Annotated in this window: 17 protein-coding genes and 1 pseudogene; 11 read left to right on the top strand and 7 right to left on the bottom strand. The window is 36.0% G+C overall.

Annotated features, from left to right (window positions below; all coding sequences use genetic code 11):
* Position 1: 1 nt before the first annotated feature.
* A complete protein-coding gene (locus AC3WVZ_RS19035) occupies positions 2-1,291 on the bottom strand; it encodes an NCS2 family permease (protein WP_233935262.1) in 1,290 nt (429 codons plus the stop codon).
* 134 nt (positions 1,292-1,425) lie between these two features.
* A complete protein-coding gene (locus tag AC3WVZ_RS19030) occupies positions 1,426-2,097 on the bottom strand; it encodes an SIMPL domain-containing protein (protein WP_001161449.1) in 672 nt (223 codons plus the stop codon).
* Positions 2,098-2,256: 159 nt separating this feature from the next.
* Here AC3WVZ_RS19030 and AC3WVZ_RS19025 point away from each other — a divergent pair, with 159 nt between their 5' ends.
* Together AC3WVZ_RS19025 and AC3WVZ_RS19020 are read left to right on the top strand one after the other, a co-directional pair.
* Positions 2,257-2,676, top strand: coding sequence for a MarR family winged helix-turn-helix transcriptional regulator (locus tag AC3WVZ_RS19025; RefSeq protein WP_001003307.1), 420 nt, complete (start codon positions 2,257-2,259; stop codon positions 2,674-2,676).
* Between the two features lie 99 nt (positions 2,677-2,775).
* On the top strand, positions 2,776-3,321 hold the full coding sequence (locus AC3WVZ_RS19020) for a hypothetical protein (protein ID WP_074047448.1): 546 nt from the start codon (positions 2,776-2,778) through the stop codon (positions 3,319-3,321).
* A gap of 118 nt (positions 3,322-3,439) precedes the next feature.
* On the opposite strand, the pseudogene AC3WVZ_RS19015 reads toward AC3WVZ_RS19020, so the two are convergent.
* The 5 genes and pseudogenes from AC3WVZ_RS19015 to AC3WVZ_RS18995 all read right to left on the bottom strand — a co-directional run.
* Positions 3,440-4,809: pseudogene (locus AC3WVZ_RS19015) on the bottom strand (IS1182-like element ISBth7 family transposase); the annotation flags it as partial.
* A 124-nt stretch (positions 4,810-4,933) separates the two neighbouring features.
* Complete coding sequence (locus AC3WVZ_RS19010) at positions 4,934-6,019, bottom strand: ABC-2 transporter permease (RefSeq protein WP_233935260.1); 1,086 nt, start codon at positions 6,017-6,019, stop codon at positions 4,934-4,936.
* Positions 6,020-6,031: 12 nt separating this feature from the next.
* The gene (locus AC3WVZ_RS19005) at positions 6,032-7,099 is read right to left on the bottom strand and encodes an ABC transporter permease (RefSeq protein ID WP_233935259.1); all 1,068 of its coding nucleotides are present in this window, start codon (positions 7,097-7,099) and stop codon (positions 6,032-6,034) included.
* On the bottom strand, positions 7,089-7,970 hold the full coding sequence (locus tag AC3WVZ_RS19000) for an ABC transporter ATP-binding protein (protein WP_000922164.1): 882 nt from the start codon (positions 7,968-7,970) through the stop codon (positions 7,089-7,091). Before AC3WVZ_RS19000 ends, AC3WVZ_RS19005 begins: the two co-directional genes overlap by 11 nt.
* Positions 7,936-8,355, bottom strand: a complete 420-nt coding sequence (locus AC3WVZ_RS18995; RefSeq protein ID WP_000548045.1) for a GntR family transcriptional regulator — start codon at positions 8,353-8,355, stop codon at positions 7,936-7,938. The genes AC3WVZ_RS19000 and AC3WVZ_RS18995 overlap by 35 nt, the downstream gene beginning before the upstream one ends.
* 166 nt (positions 8,356-8,521) lie before the next feature.
* Here AC3WVZ_RS18995 and dacF point away from each other — a divergent pair, with 166 nt between their 5' ends.
* From dacF to spoVAC, 9 genes are all read left to right on the top strand, one after another.
* A complete protein-coding gene (gene dacF, locus AC3WVZ_RS18990; RefSeq protein ID WP_000831998.1) occupies positions 8,522-9,712 on the top strand; it encodes a serine-type D-Ala-D-Ala carboxypeptidase DacF in 1,191 nt (396 codons plus the stop codon).
* 169 nt (positions 9,713-9,881) lie between these two features.
* A complete protein-coding gene (gene spoIIAA / locus AC3WVZ_RS18985) occupies positions 9,882-10,232 on the top strand; it encodes an anti-sigma F factor antagonist (RefSeq protein WP_000059135.1) in 351 nt (116 codons plus the stop codon).
* A complete protein-coding gene (gene spoIIAB / locus AC3WVZ_RS18980) occupies positions 10,233-10,673 on the top strand; it encodes an anti-sigma F factor (protein ID WP_001243398.1) in 441 nt (146 codons plus the stop codon).
* 12 nt (positions 10,674-10,685) lie between these two features.
* Entirely contained in the window at positions 10,686-11,444 is a 759-nt protein-coding gene (gene sigF / locus AC3WVZ_RS18975) for an RNA polymerase sporulation sigma factor SigF (RefSeq protein WP_000350729.1), read from the top strand.
* Positions 11,445-11,579: 135 nt separating this feature from the next.
* Positions 11,580-13,106, top strand: coding sequence for a sodium-dependent transporter (locus AC3WVZ_RS18970; protein WP_233935257.1), 1,527 nt, complete (start codon positions 11,580-11,582; stop codon positions 13,104-13,106).
* Positions 13,106-13,204: a methionine/alanine import family NSS transporter small subunit gene (locus AC3WVZ_RS18965; RefSeq protein WP_000016828.1), complete on the top strand. Its 99-nt coding sequence runs from the start codon at positions 13,106-13,108 to the stop codon at positions 13,202-13,204. Before AC3WVZ_RS18970 ends, AC3WVZ_RS18965 begins: the two co-directional genes overlap by 1 nt.
* Before the next feature lie 115 nt (positions 13,205-13,319).
* Complete coding sequence (locus tag AC3WVZ_RS18960) at positions 13,320-13,940, top strand: stage V sporulation protein AA (RefSeq protein WP_492310906.1); 621 nt, start codon at positions 13,320-13,322, stop codon at positions 13,938-13,940.
* Positions 13,933-14,349 carry a stage V sporulation protein SpoVAB gene (spoVAB, locus tag AC3WVZ_RS18955; RefSeq protein WP_000572936.1) on the top strand — a complete coding sequence of 139 codons (417 nt, stop codon included), beginning with the start codon at positions 13,933-13,935 and terminating at the stop codon, positions 14,347-14,349. Before AC3WVZ_RS18960 ends, spoVAB begins: the two co-directional genes overlap by 8 nt.
* Positions 14,350-14,363: 14 nt before the next feature.
* A complete protein-coding gene (gene spoVAC / locus AC3WVZ_RS18950) occupies positions 14,364-14,822 on the top strand; it encodes a stage V sporulation protein AC (protein WP_233935256.1) in 459 nt (152 codons plus the stop codon).
* Positions 14,823-14,834 lie beyond the last annotated feature (12 nt).

Here is a 14,834-nt window from a genome sequence, read left to right as displayed (position 1 = left end):
TTCAACCAATAGCATGTAATACAAACATAGCTAAGAATAAGCATGTAATGATATACATAGATGGTGCGACTTCTTTACGCTTTCCAAGAGCAACTTTTAAGATAGGGTAAGCAATAAATCCGAACGCAATGCCATCAGCGATACTATATGTGAGCGGGATCATGACGATAATTAAGAACGCTGGAAATCCTTCTGAAAAATCGTTCAGAGGAATTTGCTGAATGCTTGTAATCATCAGGCTGCCAATAATAATTAAGATTGGTGCAATGGCACTATCAGGAATTAGTTTGACAAACGGAAGTGCAAACAATGATGCAAAGAATAACAACCCCGTAACGATAGACGTCAGACCTGTCTTTCCGCCTGCAGTAATACCTGCGGCACTCTCTACTGTTGATACGGTAGGGCTTGTGCCAAATAGACCACATGTCATTGCTGAAATTGCATTGGCTTGGTAAGCACGTGGGAATTTACGGTCATCTTCTAATAAACCGTGCAGAAGTCCCATGTTCTCAAAAATAAGCACCATGCTTAAGGAGAATGTTGCAATCCAAAACGGTAAGGAAGAAAGTTTGCCAAATGACATAGCTCCAAACACATCCCCGTAATTAGCGAATGAGAATGAACTATTTCCGATTTGACTTGTATCAACAAGGCCAAATAGCCATGCAATACCAGTTCCTATTGCAATCGTCCATAAAAAGTTTCCACGTACGTTACGAATAAATAGTACAAGTGCAATGATAAGAGTAAGCACGGTCGCAAGAACGACAGGGTTACTTAATTTACCCATTGCAACAGCAGTATTTGGGTTCGAAACGACTAAGCCACCTTTTTGCAATCCGATAAACGCTAAAAATAATCCGATGCCGACAGTAATTGCTTCCTTTAATGACTTTGGAATTGATACTGATAGCACGCGAGCGATTGGTGTAAAAGCGGCAATTGCAAAAATAATACCAGAGATAAAGACAGCAGCCAATGCTTCTTGCCAAGTTAGTCCAAGCGTATGCACAGCTGTGTACGTGAAGAATGCATTTACACCCATACCAGGGACAAGAATAGCAGGTGCATTTGCCCAAAATGCCATGAGTAGACATCCGACAAATGAACTGAAAACAGTTGCTAAAATTCCAGCTTCAAGAGGAATGCCAGCATCGGATAAAATTGATGCATTTACAATCATAATATATACGATCGTGAAAAATGACGTAACTCCAGCTAAAACTTCTTGTTTTGGTGATGTTTCGTGTAAACCTAATTTAAATGTTCTTTCAAGTATTCCTTTCATGTTAAACCTTCTTTTTCATATCCCTCTCCCACCCGTGATATCTCTTTCGTAAGAGCTCACCGTCCTTTATTATATCAGAACATCATGTTTTTACAACAAGGAAAATGATAACGTTTACTTATAAATGAAATTATTTATAAATACGTAAAAATTGCCCGTATTGTTGAAATAATTTCTAACTCTCCCGATTGAATAGGCGGGGCTGCTTGCGCATGTAAAGTAGCATAAGACGTAACCTCCCTTGGTAATTGGGCAGATTCTTCAACGAATGAGAGGGGAACAGGATTAATATTTAAATTATATGTACTCGCAATAGCACGAGCTTTTTCTACTGCTTGGTGCAGAGCTTGAATGAGAGCTTGCTCATAATATTTATTTGGATGAGATACTCGGAAACGTAAACCTTTTGCTACATTTGCACCATTTGAAACGGCTATATCATATACTTCCCCAGCTTTTTGTACATTTAAAACGGTAATTTCATACAAATGCTCCACGCGGTATCCTTGCAGCAAGGCTTTATCATTTACATATTCGTATTGAGGAGTAATTGTATAAGAAATCGTCTCTATATCTTTATCGGCAATACCAAGCTGTTTAAGTGCATCCAGCAATTGTTTGGATTGCACTGCATTTTCTTCTTGAGCCTGTTTTACATTTTTATCATCTGTTCGAATGCCGAGTGTTAATATAACAACATTCGGTTTTGCTTTTACAACACCTTCTCCTTGTACAGTAATAGTAGCTTCTTTACCAGTATTAGCAGTGCGTACGTTGTGTAAATAAGGATTCATTCCACCCTGCATTTTCCATCACCATCCTTTTTATATGTATATGTGTGAACAAAAAAGAAATTTATATGAAAAAAGTTACATAAATGAGAATGTTGAGGAAAGAAAGCATATACAACATAGGTATTTATAGATTATAATATGTGTAAATATGATAAAAAAGGGACGAGGCTATTGAACGAAAAAAGAGAAACGCTGATTTTAGATTTATCTGCATCATTTCGAAAAATGATACGTTTATTACAAAATGATATTAATACACGTTTTGCAGAACATATGCCATATAATGAATTTTCTGTATTACGTGCGTTATTTTTAAACAGTCCACAGATGGCTTCGCAAATTGCGAGTGAAGTAAACGTAACCTCCAGTCATATTACAGCTGTTACAGATCGTCTCGTACGAAAAGGATTAGTAGAAAGAAAACGTTCTAATTCAGATCGTCGAATCGTGTACTTAGAAATTACAGAGCACGGAAGAGAAGTAACTGAAAAACTTGAAGCTGTGCGTAAAGAATATTATAAAGAGAGATTTAAAGGTTGGAGCGACCAAGAAATAGAAATGGTCTTAGAACTATTTGGCCGCGTATTATAATAAATGAGGATAGGAAGCGAAAGCATTCCTATCCTTTTTCTTTTGAATAAAAATATTTTGAAACTCCGATACTTTAATTAAAAGATCGGAGGAAAGATTATGAAATATATTGCTGCACTTACCATTTTATTTGGTGGTTTTTTCTGTTTTCAAACATTCACGTACGCAGATACGCCTATCCAAGTAGTGCGAAAAGAAGTGAAGTACATTGAAAATGATAATACAGTCTTATATTCGAAATTATGGGTTCGTTCTATGCAAAACGCAGTATTATTCCACCATAGCGATAATATTCGTAATCGGGACACATTACGTAATGTAACAAGTTCATCGCTTGTTAAAGCGAAGCAACTATCTTTTCTGAAAGCAGCACTTTATATACCGAGACTATCGCAATACGTATCAAAAATAGGGAAAGAAAACATTCAAGTGTACTACATTGCGATTCACTATAATGTGAAAAAAGAAAATGCATATCAATTAGATGGCATGAACTATTTTCTACAAGTATTCGTAAAAGAGCGTGGGGAATGGAAAATTGCCGAAAGTGTAGTTGCCCCGACAGAGCAAATTGTGCAAAATGGTGATGGATTTGGAATGAAAGAAGAGATGGTGTATGGGGATAGGAGAGAGAATTTAAAATAACCTCCTCTTAAAGAGGAGGTTATTTTCAGAGTGTTGGGAAACCCTTTAGGGTTCCCAACACTCTGGAATCTTTTTTGATTTTAGCGAATAAAAACAACATAAAATAATAGAATTTTAAAAAATAGCCCTCCACCTGACCCTTTTTGGTCAGGTGGAGGGCTATTTTTTTCATGTTTTGACAAGCTGCGGTGAGATAAGCTTGCATTTGGACAGACTTCAGCCCTCGAAACCGGGCATAGCGGTAGCCATGTAGTTCTTTGGCGTCTGCAAAGCTTCGCTCTATAGTGGAACAGCGTACTTTATACAACCTTTTCCCTGTAGCTGTTAGCTTGTTTTTTCTAGCAATATCCTTATATTTCTCCCACACATGATGAGTGATAACTTTTTGTTTTTGTTTCTTTGAAAAGCACACCTCACGTAACGGACAAACAGCGCAGTCTTCTGGATTCGATTTGTATTGACGGTATCCTTCACGATCAGTTGTTACATATTCTAGAATACATCCCATCGGACAAGCGAAAACATTCATTTCTTCTACATATTTAAATTGGCTTTTCGGTACTTCTTTATTCCGTTTTCCAAATCGGCGATACCCCATCACCATAAATATATTCCGTTCTGATAGTTTCTTACAGATATATCCTGTAAAATAGCCAGCATCAAGGGCAACAGCTTCTACTTTGAAGTCGAATTTATCAATCTGAGCTTGGAGGCGTGCTAAATACGGCTCGGAATCTGCCATATTTCCAGCCGTTACATAGGTATCTGTAATAATATTGTACTTCGCATCAGTCGTACGATGATCCAAGAAATGAAAACCATTTGGTTTTCCATCTCTCATTAAAAATCCACTATCTGGATCCGTTGTACTTATACGAGTTTTTTTGGTAGGGGTATCACTTTCCTTTCTAGGTTTTAATTCTTTTTTCCATGTACCTCACGATCTTCGATTACCGCAGCTTCTAGCTCGTCTATATAAAACTTTGCTTTTTCTTTTTTATATTTATGTACAAATTTATTTTTATTGGCATTGGCCTTAATATGTGTAGAATCTGTCATCAGTGCACGTCCTCCTACCATCCGGTGCTCCGTCGCTTGTCTCACAATCTCATCAAAAATTTCTTCGAAAATATTTGTATGAATAAAACGAGTACGACGATTCCAACTGATTGTAGAGTGATCCGGAATAGTATCCGATAGAGAAAACCCTAAAAACCAACGGTAGGCAATATTCGTTTTAATTTCCTTTTCCAATTGACGCTCAGAACGAATACCGTAAAAATATCCAATAAACATCATCTTAAATAAAACAATAGGATGAATGGACGGGCGTCCATTGTTTTCACAGTAATAAGGGCGTAACTTCTCTTCAATAAAATCAAAACTAATTGTCGCTTCAATTGCACGAAGGAAATGATCTTGTGGAACCAACTCTTCTACAGAAACAGATACACGCTCATCACGATGATTTTTTAAAGCACCCATCATAAAAAATCTCTCCTTTTCCTCTTTTTTATCAGTGTTGACACATAAAAAGAGGTTCAGACACAAAAACAGGCTGTGGAGAAGACTTTCTCCACAGCCTGAAAATAACCTCCTCTTAAAGAGGAGGTTATTTTACACGCCAAGAAAATTTTAATTTTAATAAGCGAGATAATAGTAGGTAGACTATCGTACTGGTCCCTATAAAACCAATATAATAATTTACGATAGAATGACTTCCGCCCGCTGCCATTCCTCCAAACATTCCAATAAAGATTACACAACATATCATACATAGTGTTTTAAGCTTCGGATATAATAGAAAGTTTCCATTTTGTTCATTAGGTAATCTTGTATATAAGTACATTCCTAAAGGGAATAGAATAAGCATATTTGCGATTGGACCGGTAAGTTTTGTTGCTGAAGGAATATATGTAAAATTAGGTTCATCATGACGTACGCCTTGTTGATCAGTATAAGCACGTTGAGGATCGTAATTAAAATTAATATTGAATCCGCGAACTGGCGCTAAAATACTCACTTTTTCTATTCCTGAACCGTAACGATCTACATTTTCCTCCGTATAGACGGTATGATTGGAAGTAAGTCCAACCGTATGAATAGAAATAGCTCCGGCAATTAGAGTCGGCAAAATAAAAGGGAATCCAAGTATAGCAACACTGAAGAATCCTTGTGAAATCATATTACCAGCAATTGTTCCTATGCATAATGCAAGTGTATATATAGCAACTAAGATGATAACCATGTACAAGAAGTAAGTATGAAATGGTGAAAATATTTGATACTTATTATGAAAGGTTGTCTTTTTCATAATAGCAAAAAGTCCCCAATTTAGTATAACGATAGCTACAATATTACACACACCAAAAAGCCATTTCGTTATGAAGAGATGTGTTCGTTTAAATGGCATAGACCATAAAATGTCACTTGATTGATTTTGACGTTCCCATCCAATAAGAATGCAGGCTAATATAATAAGGAGTCCTCCTTGAACCATAATAGCATCGGGAAGTGAAAGTTGATAATTATATCGGTATATATATTTCCATTCATTATGTTCATGAAAATATTTTAATTGCTCGGCAGCTGCTAAATAGTATTTATATGATAGTACATAAAAACTTACTAACCAAAATAGCCAAATAATATATTTACTTTGTTTGTAGGTATGCACCCATAATGCTTTTTGAAACATAGGATCTCTCCTTTAAAAAACTTTATAGTTTGTAAGACGTGATAATATAAAATAAGTGACGATTCCAAATAAAAAGAACCCAACATAGTAACTAAATAATAAATCAAAACGTTTTAACATTTGCCCACCTATTAATGCAAAATACAAGGTAGTACCCCACATCCAGAGTGAGTTGTATTTTGGGAAAAGGAAAATTTTCTTATTATGTTCATTAGGTGATCGTGCATAAAGAAACATACCAATTAGTAAGCTGGAAATAGTATAGAAGATAGGAACAAGTATTACTTTTGCAGAGTAGTAACTATGAAAAGTGGGTCCCCTTTGTATTACTTTTCCATGATCTTCATCTGATTGGACAGTAGGGTGGTAATTATAACTAATTGAAAAGTCTAATATAGCGCTTGAAATGTTGGTCTTTTTATTGAATTTATAAATGTTTTCGAAATTCGTATAACTTTTATTCCCTTGTATTGCCTCAGCATGAGCTGTAAAGAAAAGGAGTAAGAGTGAAAAGATTCCCATTCCCATTATGCAAAAAGTAATGCTGAAGATGCTTTGTGAAATAATACTGCCAGTAAATGTACCTATACATAAAGAGACAGTATAGATAGCGATATATGTGAAAATTGCATACAAGAAATATCGATGAAACGGTTCGAAAGATTGATATTCAAAGTGAATCGTAGATTTATAAATAAAATACATAAGACCCCAATTGATTAGAAATGATAGTACAATGAAAAATCCACCGAAAACCCACTTCGATAAGAACATATCACGTCTTTTAAATGGAAATGTCATAAGTGAATCTCCATTTTGATTACTTCGCTCCCAGCCAATTAATATACAGGATAGGATAATTGTAATAATACTTAACCAAAAGCTATTAGAAGAATAAAAAGAATAATGATAGTAGAACTTTTCTTCACCTATTTTTTCTGGATGGAGAAAGAGAGACTGTTGAGTTTCTGCTGCTTGATAGTATTCGAAAGATAAAAAATAAAGTGAACTGAAGAGAAAAAGTAACGCAGCATATTTCCCACGCTTCCAATTCCACATCCATAACGCTTTATGAAACATATCCATCCTCCTCCAGTGTCGTAACGAAGACATCTTCAAGTGACATTGTTAATTCTTCAATGAGCAGTGGTTGTTCTTTATAAAACTTCTCGAGTGTTGTAGCCACATTTCCTTCAATTAAGATTGTATATACTTTTCCTGTTTGATTTAATATTTTAATATTGCTTAAGTTTTCTAGTTTTTGAGGTAATGAACGCTCGTAAGCTACTTGTATTTTTGCAAATTGTGATTTTGCATCGTCTAGTGACGTAATAGATGCTACAGTATGTCCTTTTAACATAATGATTGTATCTGCAATTTGTTCCACTTCATCTAAATGATGGGTAGAGATGAAAATGGTAATTTCTTTTTCTGCAACTTCTCCAACGAGAAACTGTAAAATCTGTCTTTTAACGATAGGATCAAGTCCGTTTGTTGGTTCATCTAAAATAATATATTCTGCTTTTGCAGCAACAGCTAAAATGATGGCAAGCAGTGCTTTCATTCCTTTTGAATAACTACGAATTCGTTTATTTGGTAAGTTGAAATGTTCTAGTAGTTCATAGAAATATGGTTCATCAAAAGCTGTATAAACTGCTTTATAAAACTTCACGATTTCTTTTACTGTATAACCGTTCAGTATGTTAGTAGAATCCGGAACATATACGATTTTTTGTTTCGTTTCAGGATTCTTATGAATGTCGATATCCTCATATGTAACAGTTCCCTCGTCTGGGTCTAAAATGCCGACCATCGTTCGTAATAAAGTTGTTTTTCCCGCGCCGTTTCTTCCAAGTAACCCGATGATACTACCTTTTTGTAATGTGAAAGAAACATCGTCTAAAATTGTTTGAGTATCAATTGTTTTCTTCAAGCTTGTCACTTTCAGCATCCGTATTTCCTCCAATCTCTTTATAGTATGAATCTATCCAATCATGAATTTTATCTTTCGTAACACCAAGATAAGAGGCTTCTAATAGTAATTGATGAAATTGCTTTTCAACCATAGCGATTTTCCTTTCGTCTAATGTTGGGGTAATCGATTGGGATACAAATGTTCCTTTTCCTCGTAACGTTTCAATAATTCCTTGTCGCTCTAACTCTTGATACGCTTTACTCACTGTATTTGGATTTATAACGAGTAAAGAAGCGAGTTCGCGTACAGAAGGAAGTTTATCACTGGGAGCCAACATGCTTTTCAATACGAGTTCTTTTATATTTTGAACAATTTGTTCCCATATCGGAGTGTTGCTTCTTGGGTCAAGTTGAATATGCAAGAGCAATGTCTCCTTCCTCATATGTATTAAGTGTACTACTATATGTAATACACTTAATAGAATATAGGGGACGAATGTATTTGTCAACTGAAAATAATAGAAAAAATTGGTATTAAAAAAAGGAGAATTGGAAAAAATAGGTCTGATATAGAATGGAGGGTTAGTCATGAAGCGAGTTTTTGGAATACTTGTTTGTTTCATGTTATTGCTTTCTGGAACTTCAGTGAGTTTTGCGCAATCTGAAAAAACGAAGCAGGAGAAAACAGAAGAAACAACGCCGAAGTTAGCGGAACAAGCGTCGTCAGCAATCGTAATTGAGCAAGATACAGGTAAAGTTTTATTTGATAAAAACCCAAATGAAAAATTACCACCTGCTAGTATGACAAAGATTATGACAATGCTTTTAATTATGGAACAAGTTGAAAAAGGAAAACTAAAACTGACCGATAAAGTTAGAGCGAGTGAACATGCAGCTTCAATGGGTGGATCGCAAATCTTTTTAGAACCTGGGGAAGAGATGACTGTAAATGAGATGTTAAAGGGTATTGCAATTGCATCTGGAAATGACGCATCTGTTGCAGTAGCCGAGCACATCGCAGGTTCAGAAGAAGGATTTGTAAATATGATGAACAAAAAGGCGAAAGATTTAGGGCTGAAAAATACACATTTTCAAAATCCAACAGGTCTTCCGGCCAAAGACCATTATTCGACAGCAAATGATATGGCTATAATGGCGAGAGAATTGATGAAGTATCCACTTATTCGTAAATACACAGGTAAGTACGAAGATTATTTACGTGAAGATACGGATAAAAAGTTTTGGCTCGTTAATACGAATAAACTAGTACGTTTTTATCCTGGCGTAGATGGAGTAAAAACAGGTTTTACGACAGAAGCGAAATATTGTTTAACAGCATCGGCTGAAAAAAATGGCATGCGTGTCATTTCAGTTGTCATGGGAGCACCAACATCAAAAGAACGGAACAACCAAGTGACGAAGCTTCTTGACTATGCATTTGGACAATATATGACAAAGAAATTGTATACGCGCGGCGAAAAAATTAAGACAGTTCAAGTAGGAAAAGGGAAAAAAGAAAAAGTAGATTTAGTTGCGTCAGATAATGTTTCTCTTCTTATGAAGAAGGGCGAGAATATGGACAAGGTAAAACAAGAAGTAATTGCTGAAAAGAAAGTAAAAGCACCGATTAAAAAAGGTGACGCGCTTGGTACACTTGTTATTAAAAAAGATAAAGATGTTTTATTAAAACAAACAATTGTAGCAAAAGAAGATGTTGCTGCAGCGAGCTGGTGGGAGTTATTTAAAAGAAGTTTTGGGATGTTTTCAACATCAAAATAGCGGCAAATATTTTGCCGCTTTTCTATTCGTATGTAAGTGAATAATGCTGAAAGGTTTCACTTTATGACGAAATAGTTCTTCTTTTGTCAGCAGGAAGGATTCTTATTTTGTATCACGAAAATCTTTATGTATGTGAATAAGTAAAGTTTGAGCATAAGGAGGAAATCGTGTGAGTCTTTCCATGCAATTAGAAGTAAAACGTGACGTCCTATGTGTGAGACTAGAGGGTGAATTAGATCATCATACGGCTGAAGAGTTGCGAACGAAAGTAACAGATATGATTGAGACACATGGTGTTCATCATATTGTTTTGAGCCTAGAGAACTTATCGTTTATGGATAGTTCTGGTCTAGGTGTTATATTAGGCCGATATAAACACGTAAAGGGATTAGGTGGAGAAATGGTTGTTTGTGCAATTTCACCGCCTGTTAAGCGTTTATTTGAAATGTCGGGCTTATTCAAAATCGTTCGCTTAGAAGAAAGTGAAGCGCACGCGCTCGCGACGTTGGGGGTGGCATAGATGAGAAATGAAATGAACCTTCAATTTTCAGCATTAAGTCAAAATGAATCATTCGCTCGCGTTACAGTGGCGGCTTTCATTGCACAACTAGATCCAACGATGGAAGAATTAACGGAGATTAAAACAGTTGTGTCAGAAGCGGTTACAAATGCAATTATTCATGGATACGAAGGAAATGCAGAAGGTATTGTTTATATTTCTGTAATTTTGGAAGAAGCAATGGTGAAACTCACGATTCGAGATGAAGGGATTGGAATCTTTAACTTAGATGAAGCGAGACAACCCCTTTTTACAACTAAACCTGAATTAGAGCGTTCCGGAATGGGATTTACTATCATGGAAAATTTTATGGATGAAGTAGAAGTTATTTCAAACGAATCTTTCGGGACAACAATCCATTTGACAAAATACTTATCAAATAGTAACGCTCTATGCAATTAAGGAGAATAGCCTATGGACATAGAGGTCAAAAATGAGAAGAAGAAACCTCAGTTAAAGGACCACGAGCTAAAAGCGTTAATTCAAAAAAGTCAAGATGGAGATCAACAAGCGAGAGATACAATCGTTCAAAGTAATATGCGCCTCGTTTGGTCGGTTGTACAGCGGTTTCTTAATCGAGGATACGAACCAGACGACCTATTTCAAATTGGATGTATTGGGCTCTTGAAATCGGTAGATAAATTTGATTTATCTTTCGACGTGAAATTTTCAACATATGCAGTTCCAATGATTATTGGTGAAATACAACGTTTCTTACGCGATGATGGATCAGTGAAAGTTAGTAGGTCTTTAAAAGAAACAGGAAACAAAATTCGAAAGATGAGAGATGAGCTTTCGAAAGAATTCGGAAGGGCTCCAACGATTAATGAAGTGGCAGAGGCACTAGAACTAACGCCAGAGGAAGTTGTTCTAGCACAAGAAGCGAGCCGGGCCCCTTCATCTATACATGAAACTGTATATGAAAACGATGGAGATCCAATCACTATTTTAGATCAAATTGCAGATCAATCTGAAACGAAATGGTTCGATAAAATTGCTTTAAAAGAAGCGATTAGAGAACTAGATGAACGAGAGCGCTTAATTGTATACTTGCGTTACTATAAAGATCAAACACAGTCAGAAGTAGCCGAGCGCATAGGCATTTCGCAAGTACAAGTTTCAAGACTTGAAAAGAAAATATTAAAACAGATGAAAGATCGAATAGACGAATAATTGTCTATTCGATTTTTTTATGCCGTTAATAGGAGAGAGATGTTAATTTTCGCAAAAATTAACAGAATTTATTGATAATTTAGTCAATTTAAAATATAATCCAAGTATGAACTTGTCATAAAGGGGGAAGGAAACATGGAAACGAGGCAACAATGGGGAACGAGAGCTGGATTTATTTTCGCAGCGGTCGGATCTGCCGTTGGATTAGGAAACATATGGCGTTTTCCTTATACAGCGTATGAAAATGGAGGAGGAGCATTCTTTTTACCGTATTTATTTGCATTATTAACGACTGGTATTTCATTGTTAGCGTTTGAGTTTGCCCTTGGTCATCGTCATCGTGGCTCAGCACCACTTACATTTTTCCGTATTAGCCCGCGTGCAGAATTTATTGGATGGTGGCAAATGTGCGTAACATTTATTGTTTCAACATATTATGCAGTGATTATTGCTTGGTCTATATCGTATACATACTTTGCAATTACTGGAGCATGGGGAAAAGACACGCAATCATTTTTATTTAAAGAGTACTTACATGTTGCAGATAAGCCAGGACAATTTGGAGGACTTGTACCAGAAGTATTAATTCCGTTAGCTCTCGTTTGGATTATTGTGCTTGGCGTTGCATTTAAAGGAGTTAAAAAAAGAATCGAAGTTGTTAACCGTATATTTATTCCTTTATTAGTTGTTATGTTCCTTATTATCGTTGTTCGTGCAGTGACGATGGAAGGTGCTATGCAAGGACTAGATGCATTCTTTAAACCAGATTGGAGTCGTATTTTTGATGGGAAAGTATGGCTTGCTGCTTACGGTCAAATATTCTTTAGTTTATCTTTAGCATTTGGAATTATGATTACGTATTCTAGTTATTTACCGAAAAACTCGGATACAACAAATAATGCCTTTATTACTGGATTTGCAAACTCAGGATTTGAATTATTAGCAGGTATTGGGGTCTTTGCAGCTCTTGGATTTATGGCAAATAATATGGGAGTACCGGTTGATAAAGTAGCAAGTGCTGGCGTTGGGCTTGCGTTCGTAGTATTTCCCCAAATTATTAATGAATTGCCGATGTCACCGTTGTTTGGTGTTTTATTTTTCTTATCGTTAACGGTTGCTGGAATTACATCACTTATTTCACTCGCGGAAGTATGCTTTGCCGCTGTATCTGAAAAATTCAGTTTAAGTCGGGAAAAAACTATTGGAATTATGGGAACCCTTCTCGTGTTAGTTTCTCTTGTTTTTGCAACACGTGGTGGACTTATGTTCTTAGATGTTGTCGACTATTTCGCTAATAATTTCGGATTAATTACAATTGCACTTGCGGAAGTAGTTACGATAGGGCTCATTTTACGCCGTTTACCAGTTTATCAAAATCATGCAAACTTTGTATCTGATATTAAATTAGGAACGTTTTGGAGAGTGAGTTTACTCGTTATTACTCCGCTTATGTTAGGGTATATGCTAATTGATGGTACAATCCAAAATATTAAAAAGAACTACGGAGATTATCCGACTGAGTTTGTTGTAACGTATGGTTGGTCGATAGCAGCAGCATTCCTCATAGTTGCAATAATCATTGGCCTGAAAAAATGGGATGCACAAATTCATTCGGATTCTGCCAAGCTTGAAAAAGAATGGAAAGATCGAGGTGTTTCATAATGAGTGGATCAGCGATTATGATGATGGTTATTGGAATAGTAGTCATTTGGGGAGGGCTTGCATTAAGTATTGTAAACTTATTTAAGAAAAAGGCATAAGTAAAAAACATCTGTACCGAAATGGTGCAGATGTTTTTTTATGAAAAAATTGTATTAGAAAAAAATTCAATAACCATACTATAACTACGAGGAAGAGTGAAGGGGTGAATGAAAGTTGGAACAAACGATTTATATTAAAATGCGCAATCGTTTAAAAGTTTCTCCTACTTATGAAGTAAAGCTGGGCGATGTTGCTCAACTTGCCGGAGATTCTTCCGTAGTTGAGTTGTTACAAAATGAGATAGTTTACAAAATAACAGCGCATGATAAGACGCATGTTGTAATTGATGTTATGAAAGTAATTGAGATTATTCAACAGAAAGCATCTCATGTACAAATTAATTTACTCGGTTCTGGACAAACTCTTGTTGAAATTATATACGAAAAAAAGAAGACACACTCAATTTTTTTCGGGCTTGTATGGCTGTTACTGTTCATTGGAGCGGCCCTTGCGATTATTTATTTCCATGAAGATGTAAGTATGCAACAAGTACATCAACGGTTATATTACATGATTACTGGAGAATTTAATGCGCAACCACTTTTATTTCAAATCCCTTATTCTTTAGGTCTTGGCTTAGGGATGGTTTTATTTTTTAATCATGTATTTCAAAAGCGAATTAATGAAGAGCCGAGTCCGTTAGAAGTTGAGATGTTTCAATACCAACAGTCACTTGATCAGTATGTAATCGTTAATGAAAACAAGGATAATATGAAACAACTTGCCGATGATTGAGTCTGGATTTGTTATTTTAATTGGTTTAGCTGGAGGGATTGCGGTAGGTAGCGGATATGTCGCATTTTTAGCTGTACTTGGTATAATCCCCCGTTTAGCCCAATTAACGAGAAGTGGAAAGCATATTCAATATTTTGAGTGGGCAGTCATTGCAGGTACTTTAACAGGGGCTTGGTGCAGTTTGAAAAACATTACATTTCAAACGTCGCAGTATTGGCTCGTTATATTAGGGATATTTTGTGGCACATTCATCGGAATGCTTGCTGCGGCATTAACAGAGGTGTTAAATGTTCTGCCTATTTTAGCGAAACGAGTAGGGGTAGAGGGGAAGATTATTGTTTTACTCGTTGCTCTTGTACTTGGAAAAGTAATAGGATCGTTGTTTCACTGGATTTATTTCGTAAAGTAGGAGGCAGTATATAAATGACAAGTCAGAAATTGAAGGATGGTTACATAAATAAAGTGAAGGAGTATCATCCAAAGCCAAACTATTTACTAAATTGTATCAAAGCATTTCTTGTAGGTGGACTCATTTGCACAGTTGGAGAAGTATTGATGAAATTTTATATACATTATTTTCACTTCAGTGAACAAGAGGCAGGAAACCCAACTGTTGCAACCCTTGTTTTATTATCCGCGATTTTAACAGGGTGTGGTGTATATGATAAAATCGGTCAATTTGCTGGAGCAGGATCAGCGGTACCGGTAACAGGATTTGCAAATTCTATGGCGAGCGCTGCCTTAGAACATAAGAGCGAAGGGGTTGTTCTAGGGATTGCTACAAATATGTTTAAACTGGCAGGAAGTGTGATTGTATTTGGGGTTGTTGGTGCATATATCATTGGGTTAATAAGGTATACCTTTAAAATTTTTATGTCTTAAAGGAGGGCTAGT

Source organism: Bacillus sp. CPT56D-587-MTF, from assembly GCF_058792335.1.
This window is presented reverse-complemented; position numbering and strand designations above follow the sequence as displayed.

What these genes read in the sequence shown, in the direction of transcription:
- AC3WVZ_RS19035 (WP_233935262.1), bottom strand. Translation starts at nt 1,291, where the DNA reads ATGAAAGGAATACTTGAAAGAACATTTAAATTAGGTTTACACGAAACA.
- AC3WVZ_RS19030 (WP_001161449.1), bottom strand. Translation starts at nt 2,097, where the DNA reads ATGCAGGGTGGAATGAATCCTTATTTACACAACGTACGCACTGCTAAT.
- AC3WVZ_RS19020 (WP_074047448.1), top strand. Translation starts at nt 2,776, where the DNA reads ATGAAATATATTGCTGCACTTACCATTTTATTTGGTGGTTTTTTCTGT.
- AC3WVZ_RS19010 (WP_233935260.1), bottom strand. Translation starts at nt 6,019, where the DNA reads ATGTTTCAAAAAGCATTATGGGTGCATACCTACAAACAAAGTAAATAT.
- AC3WVZ_RS19005 (WP_233935259.1), bottom strand. Translation starts at nt 7,099, where the DNA reads ATGTTTCATAAAGCGTTATGGATGTGGAATTGGAAGCGTGGGAAATAT.
- AC3WVZ_RS19000 (WP_000922164.1), bottom strand. Translation starts at nt 7,970, where the DNA reads ATGCTGAAAGTGACAAGCTTGAAGAAAACAATTGATACTCAAACAATT.
- dacF (WP_000831998.1), top strand. Translation starts at nt 8,522, where the DNA reads ATGAAGCGAGTTTTTGGAATACTTGTTTGTTTCATGTTATTGCTTTCT.
- spoIIAB (WP_001243398.1), top strand. Translation starts at nt 10,233, where the DNA reads ATGAGAAATGAAATGAACCTTCAATTTTCAGCATTAAGTCAAAATGAA.
- sigF (WP_000350729.1), top strand. Translation starts at nt 10,686, where the DNA reads ATGGACATAGAGGTCAAAAATGAGAAGAAGAAACCTCAGTTAAAGGAC.
- AC3WVZ_RS18970 (WP_233935257.1), top strand. Translation starts at nt 11,580, where the DNA reads ATGGAAACGAGGCAACAATGGGGAACGAGAGCTGGATTTATTTTCGCA.
- AC3WVZ_RS18965 (WP_000016828.1), top strand. Translation starts at nt 13,106, where the DNA reads ATGAGTGGATCAGCGATTATGATGATGGTTATTGGAATAGTAGTCATT.
- spoVAB (WP_000572936.1), top strand. Translation starts at nt 13,933, where the DNA reads ATGATTGAGTCTGGATTTGTTATTTTAATTGGTTTAGCTGGAGGGATT.
- spoVAC (WP_233935256.1), top strand. Translation starts at nt 14,364, where the DNA reads ATGACAAGTCAGAAATTGAAGGATGGTTACATAAATAAAGTGAAGGAG.